At 74.8% G+C, this 19,285-nt stretch carries 13 protein-coding genes; 5 read left to right on the top strand and 8 right to left on the bottom strand.

Features of this window, described 5'->3' with window-relative positions; all coding sequences use genetic code 11:
• The first annotated feature begins 55 nt into the window (after positions 1–55).
• From OOT42_RS06965 to OOT42_RS06950, 4 genes are read left to right on the top strand one after another with little or no spacing between them, the layout of a single operon-like run.
• Positions 56–796, top strand: coding sequence for a glycosyltransferase family 2 protein (locus OOT42_RS06965; protein ID WP_273654157.1), 741 nt, complete (start codon positions 56–58; stop codon positions 794–796).
• The gene (locus OOT42_RS06960) at positions 793–1,188 is read left to right on the top strand and encodes a DUF2304 domain-containing protein (RefSeq protein ID WP_273654156.1); all 396 of its coding nucleotides are present in this window, start codon (positions 793–795) and stop codon (positions 1,186–1,188) included. The genes OOT42_RS06965 and OOT42_RS06960 overlap by 4 nt, the downstream gene beginning before the upstream one ends.
• Positions 1,185–2,453 (top strand): lipopolysaccharide biosynthesis protein, encoded by a 1,269-nt coding sequence (locus OOT42_RS06955; protein WP_273654155.1) that lies wholly within the window; start codon positions 1,185–1,187, stop codon positions 2,451–2,453. The genes OOT42_RS06960 and OOT42_RS06955 overlap by 4 nt, the downstream gene beginning before the upstream one ends.
• The gene (locus tag OOT42_RS06950) at positions 2,450–3,475 is read left to right on the top strand and encodes a glycosyltransferase family 2 protein (protein ID WP_273654154.1); all 1,026 of its coding nucleotides are present in this window, start codon (positions 2,450–2,452) and stop codon (positions 3,473–3,475) included. Before OOT42_RS06955 ends, OOT42_RS06950 begins: the two co-directional genes overlap by 4 nt.
• Before the next feature lie 61 nt (positions 3,476–3,536).
• On the opposite strand, the gene OOT42_RS06945 is transcribed toward OOT42_RS06950, so the two are convergent.
• Positions 3,537–6,350 carry a SpoIID/LytB domain-containing protein gene (locus OOT42_RS06945; protein WP_273654153.1) on the bottom strand — a complete coding sequence of 938 codons (2,814 nt, stop codon included), beginning with the start codon at positions 6,348–6,350 and terminating at the stop codon, positions 3,537–3,539.
• A gap of 145 nt (positions 6,351–6,495) precedes the next feature.
• Here OOT42_RS06945 and OOT42_RS06940 point away from each other — a divergent pair, with 145 nt between their 5' ends.
• A complete protein-coding gene (locus OOT42_RS06940; protein WP_273654152.1) occupies positions 6,496–8,898 on the top strand; it encodes a DUF1906 domain-containing protein in 2,403 nt (800 codons plus the stop codon).
• A 94-nt stretch (positions 8,899–8,992) separates the two neighbouring features.
• Here the strand turns inward: OOT42_RS06940 and OOT42_RS06935 are convergent, their stop codons facing one another.
• The 7 genes from OOT42_RS06935 to OOT42_RS06905 form a co-directional block, all read right to left on the bottom strand.
• Entirely contained in the window at positions 8,993–10,804 is a 1,812-nt protein-coding gene (locus tag OOT42_RS06935; protein WP_273654151.1) for a methyltransferase, read from the bottom strand.
• 321 nt (positions 10,805–11,125) lie between these two features.
• Entirely contained in the window at positions 11,126–12,082 is a 957-nt protein-coding gene (locus OOT42_RS06930; RefSeq protein ID WP_273654150.1) for a capsular polysaccharide synthesis protein, read from the bottom strand.
• 2 nt (positions 12,083–12,084) lie between these two features.
• The gene (locus tag OOT42_RS06925) at positions 12,085–13,944 is read right to left on the bottom strand and encodes a methyltransferase (RefSeq protein ID WP_273654149.1); all 1,860 of its coding nucleotides are present in this window, start codon (positions 13,942–13,944) and stop codon (positions 12,085–12,087) included.
• Positions 13,945–13,996: 52 nt separating this feature from the next.
• Positions 13,997–16,030, bottom strand: a complete 2,034-nt coding sequence (locus OOT42_RS06920) for a glycoside hydrolase family 99-like domain-containing protein (RefSeq protein ID WP_273654148.1) — start codon at positions 16,028–16,030, stop codon at positions 13,997–13,999.
• A complete protein-coding gene (locus OOT42_RS06915; protein WP_273654147.1) occupies positions 16,027–16,974 on the bottom strand; it encodes a rhamnan synthesis F family protein in 948 nt (315 codons plus the stop codon). The genes OOT42_RS06920 and OOT42_RS06915 overlap by 4 nt, the downstream gene beginning before the upstream one ends.
• On the bottom strand, positions 16,971–18,224 hold the full coding sequence (locus tag OOT42_RS06910; RefSeq protein ID WP_273654146.1) for an ABC transporter ATP-binding protein: 1,254 nt from the start codon (positions 18,222–18,224) through the stop codon (positions 16,971–16,973). Before OOT42_RS06910 ends, OOT42_RS06915 begins: the two co-directional genes overlap by 4 nt.
• Positions 18,221–19,030: an ABC transporter permease gene (locus OOT42_RS06905; RefSeq protein WP_273654145.1), complete on the bottom strand. Its 810-nt coding sequence runs from the start codon at positions 19,028–19,030 to the stop codon at positions 18,221–18,223. Before OOT42_RS06905 ends, OOT42_RS06910 begins: the two co-directional genes overlap by 4 nt.
• Positions 19,031–19,285 lie beyond the last annotated feature (255 nt).

Here is a 19,285-nt window from a genome sequence, read left to right as displayed (position 1 = left end):
GCCAGGCTAACCGCCCGTCGCGGGGGTCCCCTCGCCGGTCCACTAGAGTGCTCCCGTGCCCCGTCCGATCACGCGCGTCCTCATCGTGCTGCCCGCGTGGAACGAACAGGTGGCGCTCCCCGGCGTCCTCGCGGAGATCGCGGAGGTGCTGCCCGGCCACGACGTCCTCGTCGTCAGCGACGGCTCGACCGACGACACCGTCCGCGTCGCGCGCGAGTGCGGCGTCGCCGTCCTCGACCTCCCCGTGAACCTCGGCGTCGGCGGCGCGATGCGCGCGGGCTTCAAGTACGCGCTGCGCAACGGCTACGACGCCGCGATCCAGCTCGACGCCGACGGCCAGCACGACCCGCGCGACGTGCCCGCGCTGCTCGCCGTCGCCGCCGAGGAGGACGCCGACGTGGTCATCGGCGCGCGGTTCGCGGGCACCGGCACGTACGAGGCGCGCGGTCCCCGCCGCTGGGCCATGAGCGGTCTGTCGTTCGTGCTGTCGCGGCTCGTCGGGTCGCGTCTGACGGACACCACGTCGGGCTTCAAGGTCGCGGGCCCGCGCGCGCTGCGCCTGTTCGCGACCAACTACCCGGCCGAGTACCTCGGCGACACCGTCGAGTCGCTCGTCATCGCGCACCGCGCCGGGCTGCGGATCCGCCAGGTCGGAGTCTCGATGCGCCCGCGTGCCGGCGGGGAGCCGTCGCACAGCCCGGTCAAGGCGGCGGTGTTCCTGCTGCGGGCCGGCCTGGCCCTCACCGTCGCGCTGACGCGCCCCGCCTCGCCCCTGCCCGGAGGTCCGCAGCCGTGAGCGGCTACCCGTTCGCCCTCGCCCTGAGCGTCCTCCTCCTCGGGTCCATCGCGTGGCTGCTGCGGTCGCGCCGCCTGCGCGAGAAGTACGCCGGCATCTGGATCGTGCTCGCCCTCGTGGTCGTCGTGCTCGGCGCGTTCCCGGGCCTGCTGTTCGGGCTCGCCCGCTGGGTCGGCGTCGAGACGCCCTCCAACCTGCTGTTCGCCGCGAGCCTGGTCGTCCTGCTCCTCGTCTGCATCCAGCTCAGCACGGAGATCTCCCAGCTGGAGGAGGAGACGCGCACCATCGCCGAGGAGGTCGCGCTCCTCGCCCGGCGCGTCGACGAGCTGGCCGAGAGCGCCCCGCCGAAGACGCCCGCCGACGACGAGCGCGGGCCCGGGGCCACCGCATGACGGCGCCCGGTGGCGTTGCCGCCGGGCGCAGGGTGTCGGCGGGCCTCCTGTGGGTCGGCGGGGGCCTCGCGGTGTACGGCGCGTCGTCGTTCGTGTTCCTCGCGTTCGCGGGGCACGCGCTCGGGCAGGGTCCGGCCTACACCGCGCTCGCCCTCATGTGGACGCTGCTCAACGCGCTCGGTATCGGCCTCTACCTGCCCGTCGAGCAGGAGACCGGTCGCAGCATCGCCGCCCGCCGGGCGCTCGACCACCCGACGGCCGCCGCGCTGCGCGTCCCCGTCCGGTACGCGGCGGCGACGCTCGCCGCGGTCGCGCTCGTCGTCGCGCTCACGCACCGGCAGCTCACCGACCTCGTGTTCGACGGCGTCGACGGCATCGTCTGGCTGTTCGTCCTCGCGCTCGTCGGCATGGCGCTCGCCTACCTCGCACGCGGGGTGCTGGCCGGCACCGGCCGGTTCCCGCGGTACGGGCTGCAGCTCGCCGTCGACGGCGCGCTGCGGGTCGGCGGCATCGGCGCGCTCGCGCTCGCCGGCAGCACCGACGCGCGCGCGTACGGCCTCGTGCTCGGTCTCGCGCCGCTCGTGTCGACCGGGCTCGCGCTCGTCCGGCCCGGGCGGATCCTGACCCACGGCGCGGGGGCCGCCGCGACGACCGCGATGACGCCGCTGGTGCTCGCCTCGCTCACGTCGCAGGCGCTCGCCAACGCGGGTCCGGTCGCCGCGCAGCTGCTCAAGACGCCCGCGGAGGCCGACGTCGTCGGCAACCTCGTCAACGCGCTCACGGTCGCCCGTGTCCCCTTGTTCCTCTTCGCGGCGGTGCAGGCCGTCTTCCTCCCGCGGCTCGCGCAGCACGTCGCCCGCGGCGAGCGCCCGCAGTTCGTGGCGGGGGTGCGGACGGCCACGGTCGCGACGGTCGCCCTGGGGCTCCTGGGGGTCGCGGCGACCGCCGTGGTCGGGCCCGAGGCGGTCCGGCTGCTGTTCGGCGCGACGTTCGACATCGCGCGTCTCGACGTCACGATCCTCGCGGTGTCGTCGGCGCTGTTCATGGTCGTGCAGGTGCTCGTCCAGGGGCTGCTCGCCCGCGGGCGCGACGCGTGGGCGACGCTGGTGTGGGCGCTCGGCCTCGCGGCGTTCCTCGTGAGCCTCGCGCTCCCCCTCCCGCTCGCGACCCTCGTGCCGACCGCCCTCACGGTGGGCTCCGCCGCGTCCCTCGCCGCCGCCGCCGTCGCGCTGCGGCGCACGCTCGCCGAATGGAGCACCCCGTGACCACGGCTGCCCGACACGTGTCGGTCGTCATGCTCGCCTACGGCGCGGAGCCGTACCTGCACGACGCGGTCGCGGCCGTGCTCGCGTCCGTCGACGTGGACGTCGAGCTCGTGCTCGTCGACAACGGCTGCACGACGGACGCCGTCGCCACGCTCCCGCCCGACGCCCGCCTGCGCGTCGTCCGGCCGCCGCGCAACCTCGGCTTCACCGGGGGCGTCGCAGTGGGGACGGCCGAGACGACCGGCGACGTGCTCGCGCTCGTGAACTCGGACGCGATCGTCGAGCCCGGTGCGCTCGTGGCGCTCGTCCGGGCGCTCGACGACGAGACCGTCGGTCTCGTGAGCGGCCAGGTGCGCCTCGCATCCGACCCGACCACCGTCAACTCCGTCGGGAACCCGCTGCACGTGCTGGGCCTGTCCTGGGCGGGCGGCATGGGCGACGACGTGGCCGCGCACGCCGCGCGCACCCCCGTCGCGAGCGTGACCGGCGCCTGCATGGCGGCCCGCCGCTCGACGTGGGACGCGCTCGGCGGGTTCCCGGAGACGTTCTTCGCCTACCTCGAGGACCTCGAGGTGAGCTGGCGCTGCTGGCAGCACGGCCTGCGCGTCGAGTACGTGCCGGACGCCGTCGCGGTCCACCACTACGAGTTCGGCCGCAGCCCGCTCAAGATGTACCTCGTCGAGCGCAACCGGCTGCTGTTCGTCGCGACCTGCTACGGCGGCCGGATGCTCGCGCTGCTCGCGCTCCCCCTGCTGGCGTTCGAGCTCGCGATCCTGCTCGTCGCGGTCGCGCAGGGCTGGGGACGGCAGAAGGTCCGCGGCTGGTCCTGGTTCCTCGGCCACCTCGGGTGGGTGCGACGGCGGCGGCAGGCCGTGCAGGCCGCCCGCACCGTGCCGGACCGCGACCTCGCGTGGCTGCTGACCGCGACGTTCGACCCGGCGCAGTTCCCGCTCCCGGCGGGCGGCGGCGTCGCGCAGGCGGCGATGCGCGCGTGGTGGGGCGCCGCCCGGCGCCTCCTCTAGCCGCACCCGCCGTCGGCACCCGGCCGCCCTGCCCCCCGGGTGCCGGTGACCTCCGGCCGCGCTACGGGACGACGACCGTCCGGCACCCGAGGGGCGCGTGCGACCCCGCCCCGGTGTTCGAGATCGTGAGGCACACCGTCCGCGCCCCCGGCGCCGCCGCGAGCGTCGCCGAGAAGCCGAACGCGGACCCGTACCCCGGGAACGCCGCACCGATGTCGGGACGCGACCCCGAGGCCACGAGGTACTGCGCCCGACCGTCGACGGTCGCCAGCAGGTAGGGCGACGCGGTCGTGTCGGGGTCGAGCGCCCAGCCGACGACCTGCACGCCACCCGTGACGCCGCGTGCGACCTCGAGGTTGCCGACCGGCGACCCGCCGGGCACGACGACCTGCCGGCAGCCGAGGTCGGTGTTGGCGCCCGGGCCGGTGTTGACCGCGGTCACGCAGACGGTGCGGGTGCCGGGCGACGCGGCGAGCAGGGCGGAGAAGCCGTGCGCGGGGCCCGCCCCGAGGACGACGGCCGCGACGTCGGCGCGCGGCACGGACGCGAGCATCGGCCCGCCGACCCCGTCGACGCTGGCCCACACGTAGATCGGCGACGTCGTGTCGGCGTCGAGCGCCCAGCCCGACAGCTGGACGCCGCCCGGGCGCCCGACCGCGACCTCGACGTTCCCCACCGGTGACGACGCCGGGACGACGACCGTGCGGCAGCCCAGCGACGTGTCCGCGCCCGCGCCGACGTTGGCGATCGTCACGCACACGGAGACCGCCCCGGCCGGGGCGGGCACGACGGCGGTGTAGCCGCGGGTGGCCCCGTACGCCGGGAACACGGCCCCGATGTCGTCGCGCCGGTCGGACGCGGCGACCGTCGTCGTCGTGCCGGCGACCGTCACGCGGACCTGCGCGGCCGCGACCGTGTCCGGGTCGAGTGCCCACCCGCCGACGCGCACGCCTCCGGGCGCGCCCACGGCGGAGTCGACGCTGCCGAGCGGGGACCCGCCCGGGGCCGTCAGCGAGCGGCACGTGGTCGGCAGTGCCGACCCCGTCGGGACGTCGACGAACGCGACGCACACCTGGTGGGTCCCGGCGGTCACCTGCGCCTCGAGCGCGTACCCGTGGGCGTCGCCGACGCCGGGCAGCGCCGCACCGACGTCGGGGCGGGGCGCGGAGGCGGGGACGGTCGCGGCGACCACGCCGTCGACGAGGAGGCGGACGGTCACCGGCTGCGTCGGCGCGTCGGGGTCGACCGTCCAGCCGGACGCGCGGACGACGGGACCGGTGCCGCTGCCGGGCGCCGCGACGAGCGCGTCCACCGAGCCGTAGGGCGCGCCGGCGGCGACGACCACGCCCTGGCAGCCGAGGTCGAGGTCGCTGCCCTGCCCGACGTTCACGACCGCCAGGCAGACCGTCGTGGCCCCGGCGGGGGCACCGAACGTGGCGTCGAACCCGTGCGCCGACCCGAGGCCCGGGAACGCCGCGCCGACGTCCGGGCGGTCGAGGTTCGCGACGGTCGTCGCGCTGCTGCCGGCGACGGTGACGCGCACCGACACGGGCGCGGTCGTGTCGGGGTCGAGCGCCCAGCCCTTGACGCGCACCGCGCCCGCACCGGCCTCGACGACCTCGACGTTGCCGAGCGGCTGGCCGGTGCTGGTGGCGCGCCACCAGCTCGACAGCAGGCCGAACGCGGGCGTCGCCACCGTCGCCGTCCCGGTCGTGCACTCGAGCCGCGCGGACAGGATCCGGCCGCCGATTTCACCCAGACCGTCGCGGGTGAGGACCATCCGCTGCAGCGTCCCGCCCGCCGGGCAGGACTGCTGGACGCGCGCCACCGACAGGCTGTCGGTCCACCGGGTGCGCGTGTCGCCGGGCGCGGTGCCGGTGTAAGGGTCGGCGCGGGCGACCAGGTACGGACGGGAACCCGCCTTGGAGTACCCGCCGTTGGTCGAGGAGAACTGCGTGAACGCCGGTCCCCCGCCGTAGTAGCGGGCGACGCGCGCGGTCGCGGCGATCGCGGCGTCGGTCGACGCGGCGAAGAGCTCGGTGACCGCACCGCCCGCGGTCGAGGTCGCGGCGCCGCCGTAGACCTGGCACTGGGTGGTGTCGCACAGGTCCGCCGTGCCCGTCGCGGCCCGGACGGCGAGCGCGTACGTGCGGGCGGCCACGGACTGCGCCTGGAGGGCCGCAGGTGCCCATGAGGACGGCGACTCGCGCGGCACGACGCCCCGGAGGTACTGCTCCATCGGGACGTGGTTGACGACCTCGAGCGTCGACGCACCCGTCGCGTTGAGGCGCAGCGCCCCGGGGTAGCGCGTGCCCGCCCCGGACGCCGCGTACGCCCACACCTGCGACCCGTCGGCCGCCGACACCTGCACGGGGCCGGCCACGGTGGCCACCCCGGCGATCGGCAGCGGCGTCGTGCTGCCGCCCTGGACGGCCACGGGGGTGAACCCGGCCGCGCTGCGCGTCACGGTGACGCGGGCGCCCGCGGGCGCGGTGACGGCCGCACCGGTCGAGACGTCCGTGACGACGAGCGACGCGCCCGGGACCGGGCCCAGCGTCGCGGCGCCGCCCGCGAGCGCGGTGAGCCGCACCCGCAGCGGGTAGTCCTGGCCGATGTCGAACCGCACGGTGCCCGGGTAGTAGAAGTCGAGGATCTGGTCCGCGGTCAGCCCCTGGAGCGCGGCGCCCTGGGCGCCCCACTGCGACATGCCGATCCCGTGGCCCCACCCGCGGCCCTCCACCGACCAGGCGCCGGACGACGGCGGGGTGAGGACCTCCTCCGCGGCCGCGGCGGGACCCGCGGGCAGCACGAGCCCTGCGCTCGCGGCCACGACCGCGGCCGTCATGGCCACCCACCGCTGGACTGCTCGACGCACGACCTCTCCCGTCCTCCCGACCCGCTGGAGGCGTCGGGCCGCACGGCACGGTAACGCCTTGCCGGCCCCGAGCGCGCCGGTCCGCACGGCGCGCCCGCGGGGTCGTAACCTCGGCGTTGACTCCCCGAGCCCGGAAAGTGTGACGATGCACCCCAGACCCAGGCGATCCGCCCTCGCCGCTCTCGCCGTCGGCCTCTCGCTCGCGACGCTCGGCGTGCCGGCCGTGGCCGCCGCCCCGCCCGAGCCGCAGGACGTGGCCGCGTCGTCGGCGCCGTCGAGCCCGACGCCGGAGGCCTCCGGCACCGCCGCCCCGGACGTCGCCGCGCCGACCTCGGCGCCCGACGGGACGTCCGCCGAGCCGACGGCGCCCGCGAGCGAGCCGACACCGACGCCCGCGTCGCCCGCGAGCACGCCCGCCGCACCGGCGGCCCCCGAGCCGACGACCGCGGCCGGGTCCGGGTCCGCGTCCGCGTCCGGCACGCTCACCTACCGGGGCGTCACGTTCACCCCTCCCGCGGGATGGCCCGTCGTCGACCTGGCTGCCGACCCGACCGCGTGCGTGCGGCTCGACCGCCCGGCGGTCTACCTGGGCAGCCAGGGCCCGGCGCCGCAGTGCCCGTCGACGCTGCTGGGCAGGACGACGACGCTGCAGCTGCAGCCGGTGCCCGCCGAGACACCGTTCGGCACGGTCGAGCTGCCCGCGGGGTCGGTCCCCGAGCTCGACGCGGCGCAGCGTGTCGCCGGGGAGCTCGTCGCGCACGTGGTGGGCACGGACGTGCTGGTCACCGCGACCTTCGGCGACGACGCCCGCCCCGTGCTGGACGTTCTCGCGGGCCTGTCGGCGTCCGCGCGGCGCGAGGCCGCGGGAACGGTGTCGGCGCTGGCGGCCGACGCCCCGCCGCTCGACCGCGCGTTCACGTGGTTCAAGGGCGAGGGCTTCGACGCGTGCACGGCACCCGCGCTGTCCTCGATGCAGGCGTGGCTCGCGTCGCCGTACCGGGCGGTCGGCGTGTACATCGGCGGGATCTCCCGCGGCTGCTCCCAGCCGAACCTGACGGCGCCGTGGCTGCGCAGCATCGCGGGCATGGGCTGGAAGGCCGTCCCGATCTACGTGGGTCGGCAGGCGCCCTGCTCGACGTACACCAACCGGGTCACGTACGGGCTGGAGTGGGACCAGGGCCGCGAGGCGGCGCTCGACGCCGTCGCGCGCGCCCGTGAGCTCGGCCTCGGCAGCGGCTCGGACATCTACTACGACATGGAGTCCTACACGCGCGGCAGCCAGTGCAGCGGCTCGGTGCGGGCGTACCTGTCGGCGTGGACGCTCACGCTGCGCGAGTACGGCTACAGCTCCGGCGTCTACAGCAGCGCGGCCACGGGCATCGCGGACCTCGCGGCCGGTGCGGCCCAGCCGGGCTTCGTCGCGCCCGACAAGATCTGGATCGCCCGCTGGTCCGGCACGGGGTCGATCTACGGCCACGCGCCCTACGTCGCCGACAACCAGTGGGCGTTCTACCAGCGCATGCACCAGTACCGCGGCGGCCACACGGAGACGTGGGGCGGCGTGACGATCAACATCGACAACAACCTGCTGGACACCGACCCCATCCACGGCAGCCCGCGCGGGCAGCTCGAGGCCACGAGCACGGCGCCCGCGAAGATCACCGTGACGGGCTGGGCGCTCGACCCGGACACGCCCGAGCCGATCTACGTCCAGATGTACGTCGACGGCGCGCCGGTCGCGCTGGGCCGTGCCAGTGCGCCACGGCCCGACGTCGCCGTCGCCTTCCCCGCGAGCGGTCCCGACCACGGCTACTCCGTCACCGCGACGGCGAGCGAGGGCCGGCACCAGGTGTGCCTCGCCGCCGTGAACACCGGGCCGGGCGCGTCCGTCTCGCTCGGCTGCCGCACGGTCGACGTGCCGTCGAGCGACCCGTTCGGCCGCCTCGACGTCGCGACCGGCGTCCCCGGTGGTCTCCGGGTGAGCGGCTGGGCGATCGACCCCGACACGTCGGCGTCGATCATCGTGCAGGCCTACGTCGACGGCGCGCTCGGGGCGATGGGCTGGGCCAACCGGTCCCGACCCGACGTGGGCGCCGCGTTCCCGGCCGCCGGAGCGCTGCACGGCTTCCAGCTCGACGTCCGGTCCGGCCCCGGCAGGCACGCGGTGTGCGTCTACGCCGTGAACACGCTCGCGGGCAGCAGCACGTCCCTCGGGTGCGGCACGGTCGATGTCCCGTCGGGCGACCCGGTCGGACGGGTCGACGCGGTCTCCGCCTCGGGTGGTCGCATCACGGTCTCCGGCTGGGCGTTCGACCCCGACACGACGGGACCCGTGATCGTCCAGATGTACCGCGGCTCGCAGTACGTCATGGGCTGGGCCGACGTCTCACGCCCCGACATCGGCGCCGCGTTCCCCGCGTACGGGCCGAACCACGGCTTCACCCTGTCCATCGCGGCGCCGCCGGGCCGCCAGCAGGTCTGCCTGTTCGCCGTGAACACGGGGGCGGGCACCACGACGACGCTCGGCTGCCCGGTCGTCACGGTCTGACCCGGACGGACGCCGCCGCCTCCTGCGTCCGAGGAGGCGGCGGCGTCCCTGTCAGCGGCGCTGCACCGTGCGGCGCACGCCGGCGGTCGACGCGTCAGCCGCGCTGCAGGGCGCGGCGCACCCGCGACCGCACGCGGCCCGCGAACACGCGCACCGGGTGCTTCGTCACGTAGACGATCCGGGCGTTCGCGCGGCCCAGCTCGTCCTCGAGCTCGCTCCGGCGCGCGTTCGCCTCGTCCAGCTGCTTGCCGGTCGCGAACAGCAGGTCACGCGTGGCGACGGCGTCGTCGAAGGCCTCCGCCTCGGACTCCCACACGGGGACCGGCCGGCGCCCGTGCGACGCCGACGCCAGGCGCCGGCGGAGCTCGCGCTCGACGACGTCGACGGTCCGCGCGTGCTGCGGGGTCCCGGTCGCGGCTCCCCCGACGGTGGCCTGCAGGTCGGCCTCGAGCAGGATCGCCCGCTCGATCCCGTCGCCGTCCACGGGCTCGCCCGCGACGTCCGCGACGCGGGCCACGAGCTCGCGCCAGTCGCTCGCGCCCCAGCGCTCGGGCCCGGCGACGTCGAGCAGGTCGCGCACGAGCACGAGCGCGCCGCGCAGGATCGCGTCGCGCGGCGTCATGCCGGTCGAGCGCCACTCGTCGTCGATCAGCCCGGGGACGCCGTCCCGGTAGAGCACGTTGTGCGGCAGGACGTCGAACGCGACCCCCTCGCCGGGCGCCGCCTCCGCGAGCCGCGCGCGCACGACGCGCCCCCAGTCGCGCACGACGTCGTCGAGCGTCTCGGGCGCGGCCACGGCGCGCTCCACGAGCGACTCGCCGTCGAGCCACGGCTCGCTGTACGGCAGCACGGCGAGGCCGTCCGCCTCGCCGCTCGCGAGCCGCTCGCTCGTCACGGTCACGCCGTCGGCGTCGGACGCGACGGTCTTCACGACCTGGAAGTGGCGGCGCCGCTGCATCGAGAAGTAGCGCGCGAGCCGGCCCTGCGGCCACAGCGAGGACGTGGGCTCGCCGACGGACGCGACGACGACGAACGAGTTCGCGAAGTCGAGGCCGACGCCCGCGTCGACGAGCTCCTGCCAGAGCTTCTGCTCGTCGAGCAGGACGGGACGCGGCTGCACCCAGTCGGGGCTCGGGAAGTGCGGCGCGCGCACCGCGAGGCTGGGCGCGCGCTCGAGCAGGGTGCCGTCCAGGACGATGCGCGTGAGCTTGTAGTCGGGGAACGCACCGAGCACGTGGGTGGTCGCGAAGCCCGACTCGCCGAGGAGGCGCTGCAGGCGGCGGCGGCTGAACGTGCGGGCCGGACCGTCGACCGGGTAGCCCTCGACCGAGTGGAACACCTTGCCCGAGTGGTCCTCGGGCGCGCCCGCGAGGTACTTCACGCCGAGCTCGTTCTCGATCGCGAGCACGAGCCGTCCGCCGGTCCTCAGCGTGCGCCGGAGCCGGTCGAGGAACGCCACGTAGGGCGCCTCTTCGTCGCCCCCGCCCCCGACGTACTCGAGCACGCCCACGACGACGACCAGGTCGTACACCTGCTCGTCGGGGAGGTCCTCCACCTCGGCGTTGAAGACGCGCACGCCGGGGAGCTCCGCGGTGCGCGCGGCCGCGACCCGCGCGCGTGCGAACGTCGGCTCGAGCGCGTCGACGAGCGCGCACGTCTCGCCGAGGTAGCGCGTGATCGCACCGCACCCCGCGCCGATCTCGAGGACGCACGCGTCGGCCGGCAGGTCGAGGGCGCGGATCGCGTTGGCCCGCGACGGCGACAGGTGGTAGCGCTCGGGCCAGCTGGTGGCGGTCGCGAACAGCTCGTCGCTCAGCGAATCCAGCGGCAGGCCCGACGTGGTCATCCGCTCGTGCAGGACGTCCTCCGAGCCGTCGAGCCACGCCTGACCGGTCTCCCGGACCACGTCGACACCGTCGACGCGGCGCGCGGGAAGCGCGCGCAGCGGGGTCTCCGCTGACGGATGTGTGCTCACTGGTGCTGCTCCCGATCTGCCGGGACGCCGTCGTCCCGGCCGTGATGACGTGTGTCGGCGGGCCGACGCCGACCGGTGCGCGCGCTCGTCGACCGAGCACCCCTTCGAGGACGCGTGCACGCGTGGATGACCATAGCCGGTACGACGCGCCCGTTCGTACTACTCGGACGAATGACCAGGTCGGCGGGCGGCGAGTCCCCGGCGCCGGTCACGCGGGCGCCGCGCACGCGGGGCGCGGAGGGTCCGCGAGGGTCAGCGCGCCCCGGTCACGTCGCCGCGCACGACCGCCTCGAGGAACGTCCCACCCGGGTCCCGACCGTCCGCGCGCAGCTGCTCCTCGACCCGCCAGTTCAGCTTGTGGACGCCCGAGCCCCGCAGGATCCGGTCGAGCCGCGCGGGGTCGAACGGCTCCCCCAGGGCGTGCTGCAGCTCGTGGGGCGGCTCGAACGAGCGCACGGGCGTGCCCTCCCAGATCCGCCGGCTCGGACGGTGCATCGTCATCGCGACCTCCGCGAGGAAGTGCAGGAGGAAGTAGTGCCCGAGCTCGTCGTGGCGCCGCCAGTACGCGGACAGCAGGTCCCGCAGGACCGCCACCAGGGCGTTCCCCGGTGCCGCCGCCATGCACCAGCTCGACATGACGAACGGGTCGCACGGTCGCGTGAACGCGTAGAACCCGCTCGGCCCCGCGAGCCGCGAGGTCTCCTCCAGGGGCGCGGTCAGCAGGACGGTCGCGTCGAGCCAGACCCCTCCCCGGCTCGCGAGCAGGGCGGTCCGCAGGATGTCGGAGAAGTGCGTCTCGGTCATCGCGCCGCGCCGGGCGAGGACGTGCTCCGGGAGGTCGACGTACGACGACCACGTCGAGCGGTCCAGCACGACGACGGGGTGCTCGCCGCGGTGCGCCTGCACGCTCTCGAGGCAGCGCCGCACGAGCGCCGGCGCCTGGTCGACCCCGTCGGCCCAGTACCACCAGACAGGCGTGTCCGCGGGGCTCCGCGACGCGCCGCGGCCGCTGGGGAGCGAGGACGGCAGGTCGGCCCAGCAGTCGACCAACGAGGCACGGAACTGCGCGTCGCCGGGGCTCCGCTCCTCGATCTCGCGTCGCGCCTCGCGGGCCCGGACGGACGCCGGCGCCCACCGCGCCCGGGCCAGCGGGCGCGACGGCCCGAGCCGCCCGCTCCCCGCGGTGCGCGCCGCGACCGCGTCTCCCACGGTCAGCCCCGGCCGAGCAGCCGGCGCACGCCCGACGCGGCGCGGTAGGCACGTCCCTGCTCGATCTCGGCGACCCGCGCCCGCGCGGCGGCGGCCTCCCGGCGCGCCTCCGCGAGCTCGCGCCGCGCCTCGTCGAGCTGCGCGCCCGTGGCCCACAGGAGGTCGCGCGTCTCCGTGGCCTCGGAGCTCTGGTCGTCCGCCGTCTGCCACACGGGCGTCGGGGCGACGCCCGCGCGCGGCTCGTCGAGGCGACGCCGCAGGTCCTCCTCGACGACCGACCGGATCCGGTCGAAGCGGTCGGAGCCGCGCGCCGCACCGCCGACCTCGGCCTGCAGCTCGCTCTCGCGGACGACGGCCGCCTCGAGGTCGCCGCGCCCGACCTTCTCGCCCGCGACGGTGGCGACGCGCTCGGCCAGGTCGTACGCGGTCGTCGCGCCCCACGTCGACGCGGGCGCGCGGTCGAGGAGGTCGCGCGCGAGCAGGAGCGCACCGCGCAGGACGACGTCACGACGCGTGAGCGACGCGGAGCGCCACTCGTCGTCGATCACCGTCGCCTGCCCGTCGGTGTAGTGCACGTTGTGCGGCAGGACGTCGAACGGCGTCCCGTCGGCGCTGGCGTCGACGCGCTCGCCGAGCAGGCGCACCCAGTCGCGGACCAGGTCGTCGAGGCGTCCCGGCTCCTGGAGCGCGAGGTCCACGAGCGACGCGCCGGCCAGCCACGGCTCGGTGTACTCGCGCACGGTCAGGTCGCCGTGGCTGCCCGACCCGAGCCGCCGGCTCGTGATCGTCACCTCGTCCGCCTCGACGGCGACGCGCTTCGCGACCTGGTACGGGCGCCCGCGGCTGATCGAGAAGTACTCCGCGAGCTTGTCCCCGCCCCACAGCTCCGGGGCGTCGTCACCGGTGCCTGCCAGCAGCAGGAACGAGTTCGAGAACTCGGCACCCACGCCCGCCTCGACCAGCTGGCCCCAGACCAGCGCCTCGTCGAGCAGGACCGGACGGGGCAGCACCCAGTCGGGGCTCGGGAAGTGCTGCGCGGCGACCGCCAGGCCCGGCGCACGCTCCAGGAGCGCGTCGTCGAGCACCATGCGCGTCAGCTTGTAGTCCGGGAACGCGCCGAGCACGTGCGTCGCGCCGAACCCGGCGAGCCGTGCGAGCTCGGCCAGCCGGCGTCGCGTGAAGGTGCGCGCCGGCCCGTCGACGGGGTACCCCTCGACCGAGTGGAAGACCTGCCCGGAGTGGTCCTCGGGCGCCCCGGCGAGGTACTTCACGCCGAGCGGGTTCTCGATCGCGAGGACGAGGACGCCCCCGGGCCGCAGCCGCCGGCGCAGCTCGTCGAGGAACGTCACGTAGGGCTGCGGGTCGTCGCCGCCGCCGCCGACGTACTCCAGCACGCCGACCACGACGACGAGGTCGTACGCGGCCTCGTCCGGGAGGTCCGAGACCTCCGCGTTGGTGACGACGACGCCCGGCAGGTCGGCCGTCCGCGCGGCGGCCACGCGGGCCCGCGGGAACGTCGGCTCGAGCGCGTCGACCAGCGCGCACGTCTCGCCCAGGTAGCGCGTGATCGCACCGCAGCCCGCACCGATCTCGAGCACGCGGGCGTCCGCGGGCAGGTCGAGCGCCCGGATCACGTTCGCCCGGGACGGCGACAGGTGGTACCGCTCGGGCCAGCTGGTCGCGGTCGCGAACAGCTCGTCGCTGAGCGAGTCGAGCGGCAGCCCGCTCGTGGTCAGCCGGCGGAACAGCTCGTCCTCGGACCCGTCGAGCCACGCCTGCCCGGTCTCGCGGACCACCCGGACGCCGTCGCGCTCCGTCGCGGGCAGCGCGCGCAGGGGGGTCGTGGGGAGGTTCGCCGTCATGCCGTCAGTCCTTCGTCTCGTCCGTGGCCGTCCGCACCGTGCCGCAGGACGGTCACGAGAAGACCACGTCCCGCACCGCGCAGAGGTAGCCGTGGCCGTGGCGGACGGTCGGCTCGAGCACCGCGCCCTCCGCCCACTCGTTCCAGGCGTTCACGAACACCAGGCGCTCCTCCTCCGGGCGGTCCGCGACCGCGTCGGCGGTCGCCGCGAGCCAGCGGCGGAACGTGTACGGGTTCGAGCCGTGCCAGATGTCCGCGCCCCACTGCCGTCGCGCGGTGTTGTCGAAGTTCACCATCACCGCCGGGAAGACCCCGGGCGCGAGGTTGCGCAGCCGCTTCTCGGCGTCCCGCACGAGCCCGTCGTAGCTCAGCAGGTTCCCGCGGAACTCCGCGTCGGCGCCGAGGTCGGCGTAGTCGAGCCAGTCCCACTTGGCGTTGTGCGGCGGGAACCAGTGCGTGCCGTCGAGGCCCGCGGTCGCGACCGACCGGTCGAGACCGTCGAACTCCTTCGCCACGTCGACGTTGATGATCTTCAGCTCGCCGACGCCCTCCTCGCGGGCGCGGCGGCGCCAGTGCTCGAGCACCGCCGGGTAGTCCGGGATCTGCGAGATCCGGTACACCGACACCAGCGGGCGCCCGTCGACCTTGAGGTACCGCTCGTCCCGGATGAACTCCAGGATGTCGTCGATGAACTGCGTCGCCGGGACGGTGTCGTAGTCCTGCCCGATGAGCGTGTCGGACGACCGGCCGTCCCAGCGCCGCGTCCAGTTCTCGTTCGCCCACATCAGGCAGAACGTCTTGGGGGTGTCCCCGGCGGCGAGCTTCTCGATCGGCATCGAGAGGAGCCGCCGGCCCGCGAACCAGTAGTAGTAGTACATGAAGCCCTCGACGCCGTACGCCGTCGCCAGGCTCTGCTGGGCGTCCCGCACCGCGTCGAGCCGCAGGTCGTAGAAGCCCAGGTCGGACGGGAGCAGCGGCTGCTCGTGCCCCGGGTAGACGGGGTGGGCCGCCGTGACGTTCTGCCACTCCGTGAACCCCGTGCCCCACCACCGGTCGTTCTCGGGCGTCGCGTGGAACTGCGGGAGGTAGAACGGGACCGTCCGCATGCAGCGCTCGGGCTCGGTGTCGACCGCGTACCGCCGCGCGCGGCCCGCGTCGCCGCGCACCGACCGCCGCTCCTCGACCCGGAGGCCCGCCTCGACGGCGAGGACGCCGACGAGCCGCTCGATCGCGTGCGCCGTCGTGCCGTCGACCTGCCCCGCCTCGGGCTCGAAGTCCTCGGCCGTGAGCGCGAGCGACCGCAGACCCTGCAGCACGATGCCCCGGACCCAGTACATCGAGCCGGCCGGGAACCGCAGCGCGGGCGCGTCGAGGGTGATGCCGAGCCGCTCCAGCAGCTCGCGCGCCGCGGGCTCGTCGCCGCCCCAGAACTCGGCACCCAGGACGCTGCCGTCCGCGGTGACCACCCCGAGGTCGCGCTGCGCGGCGAACGCCCCGAGGATCTCGGACACGTTCGCCGCGTCCGTGAGCAGCCCCTCGAAGAACGACGTCTTCCACTCGTCGCCCGTGCCCCCGAGCTCGGCGTGCTCGGCACGCCACGTGCTGCGCTTGGTGTGCATCTTGAGCACGAGGTCGTACGGGTCGAGCAGGCCCGCGTTGACGAGCGAGACGAGCGGGAGGATGTCCCGGCCGTGGTTGGGCGCGTCGAGCACCGCGACGTTCCGCACGTTCGACAGGCCCGAGACGTCGACGGTCAGCGGCGAGCCCGAGGAGTTGGTGACCAGGAGGTCGACCTCCACCGGGACGTGCGCGAGCTGCGCGAGCAGCTCCGGCACCAGGTCCGCGTAGAACACGTGCATCGCCACGCCGACCCGCGACGGGGCCGCGAAGGGCAGCGCCTCGTTGACGCGCCACGCGTCCGGGAACGCGCCGGTCCGCCGGCCGCGCTGACGCTGCAACCAGCTGGACATGCTGGTCCGCGAACCGGTGTCCGCCTTGCGCGGGCGCGTGCCCGCGATCCGCACGCCGACCGCGATCCGCAGCCGCTTGATCCTGCCTACGACACCCGCTCGGGTGATCCGCCTCATCCGTGCTCCCCCGCGCTGTCCTGCGCCTCGTCGTTCGCCTCGTCGGGCTCGATCCAGTCGGCCACGTCGACTCCGTACAGGTCGCGCACCACCTCGGCGACCCTGTCCCCCTCGGGTGCGAGGTGCGGCGACCGCACGACCTCGCGTTTCACGAACGGGTACCCCGCCTCCAGCAGCCGTCGCCAGCCGATGATGGTCGGGTTGTCCGCCAGGTCGACGACGCTCCCCGCCGGGAAGGCGGCCCCGAGCGGGATGCCCTCGGCGTGCAGGAGGCTCGCGAAGGCGAGCTCGCCCCGGTGGATGACCAGCTGCTTGTCGTCGTAGTGCCGCACGTCGCGCCAGAACGCGGCGAGCGCCGGCCGTTGCAGCACACCACGGCGGAAGCCGAGGAAGTAGCTCTGCACGTGGCGCGTGAACTGCGCGGTCTCGGTCAGCCCCCACACGTCCGTGCTCGACGCGGCCAGCATGTCGAGGTACGGGGCGAGGGTCGCGAACGGCCCGACGAGGCTGTCGTTGGTGAGCACGATCGTGTCGCTCGCGCTGAGCTCGGGGTACCGGTCGAGCGCGACCGTCCACGAGCCGAAGTCGTACCCGATGTTGGGCTTGCGCAGGACCGCGACCCGCGACAGGTCGACGTCCCCCCAGCCGAGCGGCCCGGCCGCGGGCGAGGACGACGAGACGACCACCGCGTAGCCCGCGGCCGTGAGCTCGGCGACGAGGCCGCGGGCCGACAGCGTCGTGGCCGCCGCGCGCGACCAGTGCGCGACGACCGCGGCCCGGCCGCCGGCGAGCGCGGCGGCGAAGTCCGCACCGACGTGCTCCTCGACCACCTGCCCGGCCGTCAGGTCCAGGACGCGCGGGTGGTCGTCGGCGACCGGTGCCGGGCTCGGGGCCAGGACCGCGCGGACCCGACGGCCGATCCGCCGCGTCAGCGAGTCCCTCACGGTGCCGCGGCCGACGGGGCGGTCGCGGGCGCGCCCTCGCGCACGACGTCGCCCCAGCGGCCGTGGAGCCGCACGGCTCCGCCGTCGTCCCCGCCGCTGCTGCGCACGGGCAGCGGGAACGCCTTCTCGAGCATGTCGTACACGTGGCCGTGGCTGCGCACGGCGGTGGACATCCGCCAGTTGGCCGGCATCAGGTCGAGACGGTCGGTCGAGTAGTCGATGTACCCGACACCCGGCTCGAGCGAGATCGGGACGCCGTGCTGGCGGGTGTTGCTTCCGCCGATACCGATGCCGTTCTCGTGGATGAAGCCGATGCCGATCGTCACGTCCTGGACGGGCTCCTTCGCCTCGAAGTGCACGCGCAGCGTGAGCGGCTCGTTGGTCAGCACGACCGGGAGCGGCTGGCCCAGCTCGTCGAGCGCCTCGACCGACAGGACCTGGACCTCGCCGGAGCCGCTGCGGATCGCGTCGAGCCCGGTGCGCACCGTGCCCGGCTCGTCGTTCGTCCGCGCCTCCTGCTGGTTGACGTCGGCGAGGTACGCGTCGATGACCTCGGGCGCCTTCCCGGCCGCGCGGACCGTGCCGTGGTCGAGCCAGACGGCCGAGTCGCACAGCTCCGCGGCGAGCCCCATGGAGTGCGTGACCAGCACGATCGTCGTCCCCTGGTTCCGCAGCCGGAACAGGTGGTCGAAGCACTTGCGCTGGAACTCCTCGTCCCCGACGGCGATGATCTCGTCGACGATGAGGATCTCCGGCTCGAGCGTCACGGCGATCGCGAACCCGAGCCGCACGTACATGCCGGACGAGTAGATCTTCACGGGCGAGTCGATGAACTCGCCGAGGCCCGCGAACTCGATGATGTCGTCGATCGACGCCTCGATCTGCTTGCGCGTGAGGCCGAGGATCGCGCCGTTGAGGTAGATGTTCTCGCGGCCCGTGAGCTCCCCGTGGAAACCCGCGCCGAGCTCGAGCAGCGCGGAGACGCGCCCGTCGACGCGGACGGCGCCGCTCGTGGGGCGGTACACGCCCGCGAGGATCTTCAGCAGGGTCGACTTGCCCGAGCCGTTGTGGCCGATGAGGCCGATCGTGGTGCCGCGCTCGACGTCGAAGCTGACGCCGTCGAGCGCACGGAACGTGCCGTCCGACCGCGACTTGCCGCGGACGACGCGCTCCTTGAGCGAGTTGCGCCGCTCCTGGTGGAGCTTGAAGTGCTTCGACAGGTGCGAGACCTGGATCGCGGGACCGGTCACAGCTCCTCCCCCAGGTCGCCGCCACGACGGCGGTAGACGAGCACGGCCAGGCCCAGCGCGGCGGCGGTGTACCCGACGAGCGCGAGCCACGCGCCGGCCGGTCCGGTCTCGAGCGCGTACGCGTTGCCGCGCAGCAGCTCGACGAACAGGCTCATGGGGCTCCACTCGATGATGGCGCGGATCGGGATCCCGTTCCACGACGCGGGGACCAGGTCGAGCGTGTAGATGACGGGCGTCGCGTAGAAGAACAGCTGCAGGGCGACCGCGACGAGGTGCGCGAGGTCGCGCACGTAGACGTTGAGGATCGCGAACGCGACCGCGAGGCTCGCGACGAACACGACGAGCAGCACGAGCCAGAACGGGATGAGCAGCCACGTCCAGCCGATGTTGCCGAGCGCGAGCAGCACCACGAGGAAGAGCCCGAGCTCGATCCCGCTCTGCACGCCGACGGCCACGGTGGAGCCGAGGACGGGCGCGTAGCTCGGGAAGAAGATCTTCTTGAGCAGCGCACCGGTCCCGATGAGGCCGCTGATGCCGGCGTTCACGCTCGACGCGAAGAACGTCCAGGTGGTGAGGCCGCCGAACAGCCACACCACGAAGACGCCCTCGCGGCCGTTGCCGAAGTCGGGCGGCTGCGCGCGGAACACGACCGAGAAGACGACCGTGTAGATCGCGAGCGTCGCGAGCGGCACGACCAGCGACCACGCCCATCCCAGGGCCGAGCCCTTGAACTTGGACTTCAGGTCGCGCTGCGCGAAGTTCGAGACGAGGTTCCACTGCTTCCAGATGGGCGGCGTGTGCCGCACCTCCCGGACGAGGGCGGTCGAGCCCGACGGCGCGTCGGGCGCTGCCAGCGTGTCGATGGTGGTGCCTCCAGATCGGGGACGTCCCGGTGGACTTCCGTGGCGACGCGCCTCGTGCGGGCGATCCGTCGCGCGCGACGGCCGGCGTCGGGCTGCGGGCGGTCGACGTTCGAGGATACAGCGCTCCACGGACCAGCCCTGCCCGATCCGTCCCCCGCTAGAGTTCGTACGTTCCCACCCGCCCCGGAGGTCTACACC

This window comes from Cellulomonas fimi, from assembly GCF_028583725.1.
Taxonomy (GTDB): domain Bacteria; phylum Actinomycetota; class Actinomycetes; order Actinomycetales; family Cellulomonadaceae; genus Cellulomonas; species Cellulomonas fimi_B.
This window is presented reverse-complemented; position numbering and strand designations above follow the sequence as displayed.

Coding starts and splice junctions, on each gene's coding strand:
- OOT42_RS06940 (WP_273654152.1), top strand. CDS start 6,496: ATGCACCCCAGACCCAGGCGATCCGCCCTCGCCGCTCTCGCCGTCGGC.
- OOT42_RS06925 (WP_273654149.1), bottom strand. CDS start 13,944: ATGACGGCGAACCTCCCCACGACCCCCCTGCGCGCGCTGCCCGCGACG.
- OOT42_RS06955 (WP_273654155.1), top strand. CDS start 1,185: ATGACGGCGCCCGGTGGCGTTGCCGCCGGGCGCAGGGTGTCGGCGGGC.
- OOT42_RS06920 (WP_273654148.1), bottom strand. CDS start 16,030: ATGAGGCGGATCACCCGAGCGGGTGTCGTAGGCAGGATCAAGCGGCTG.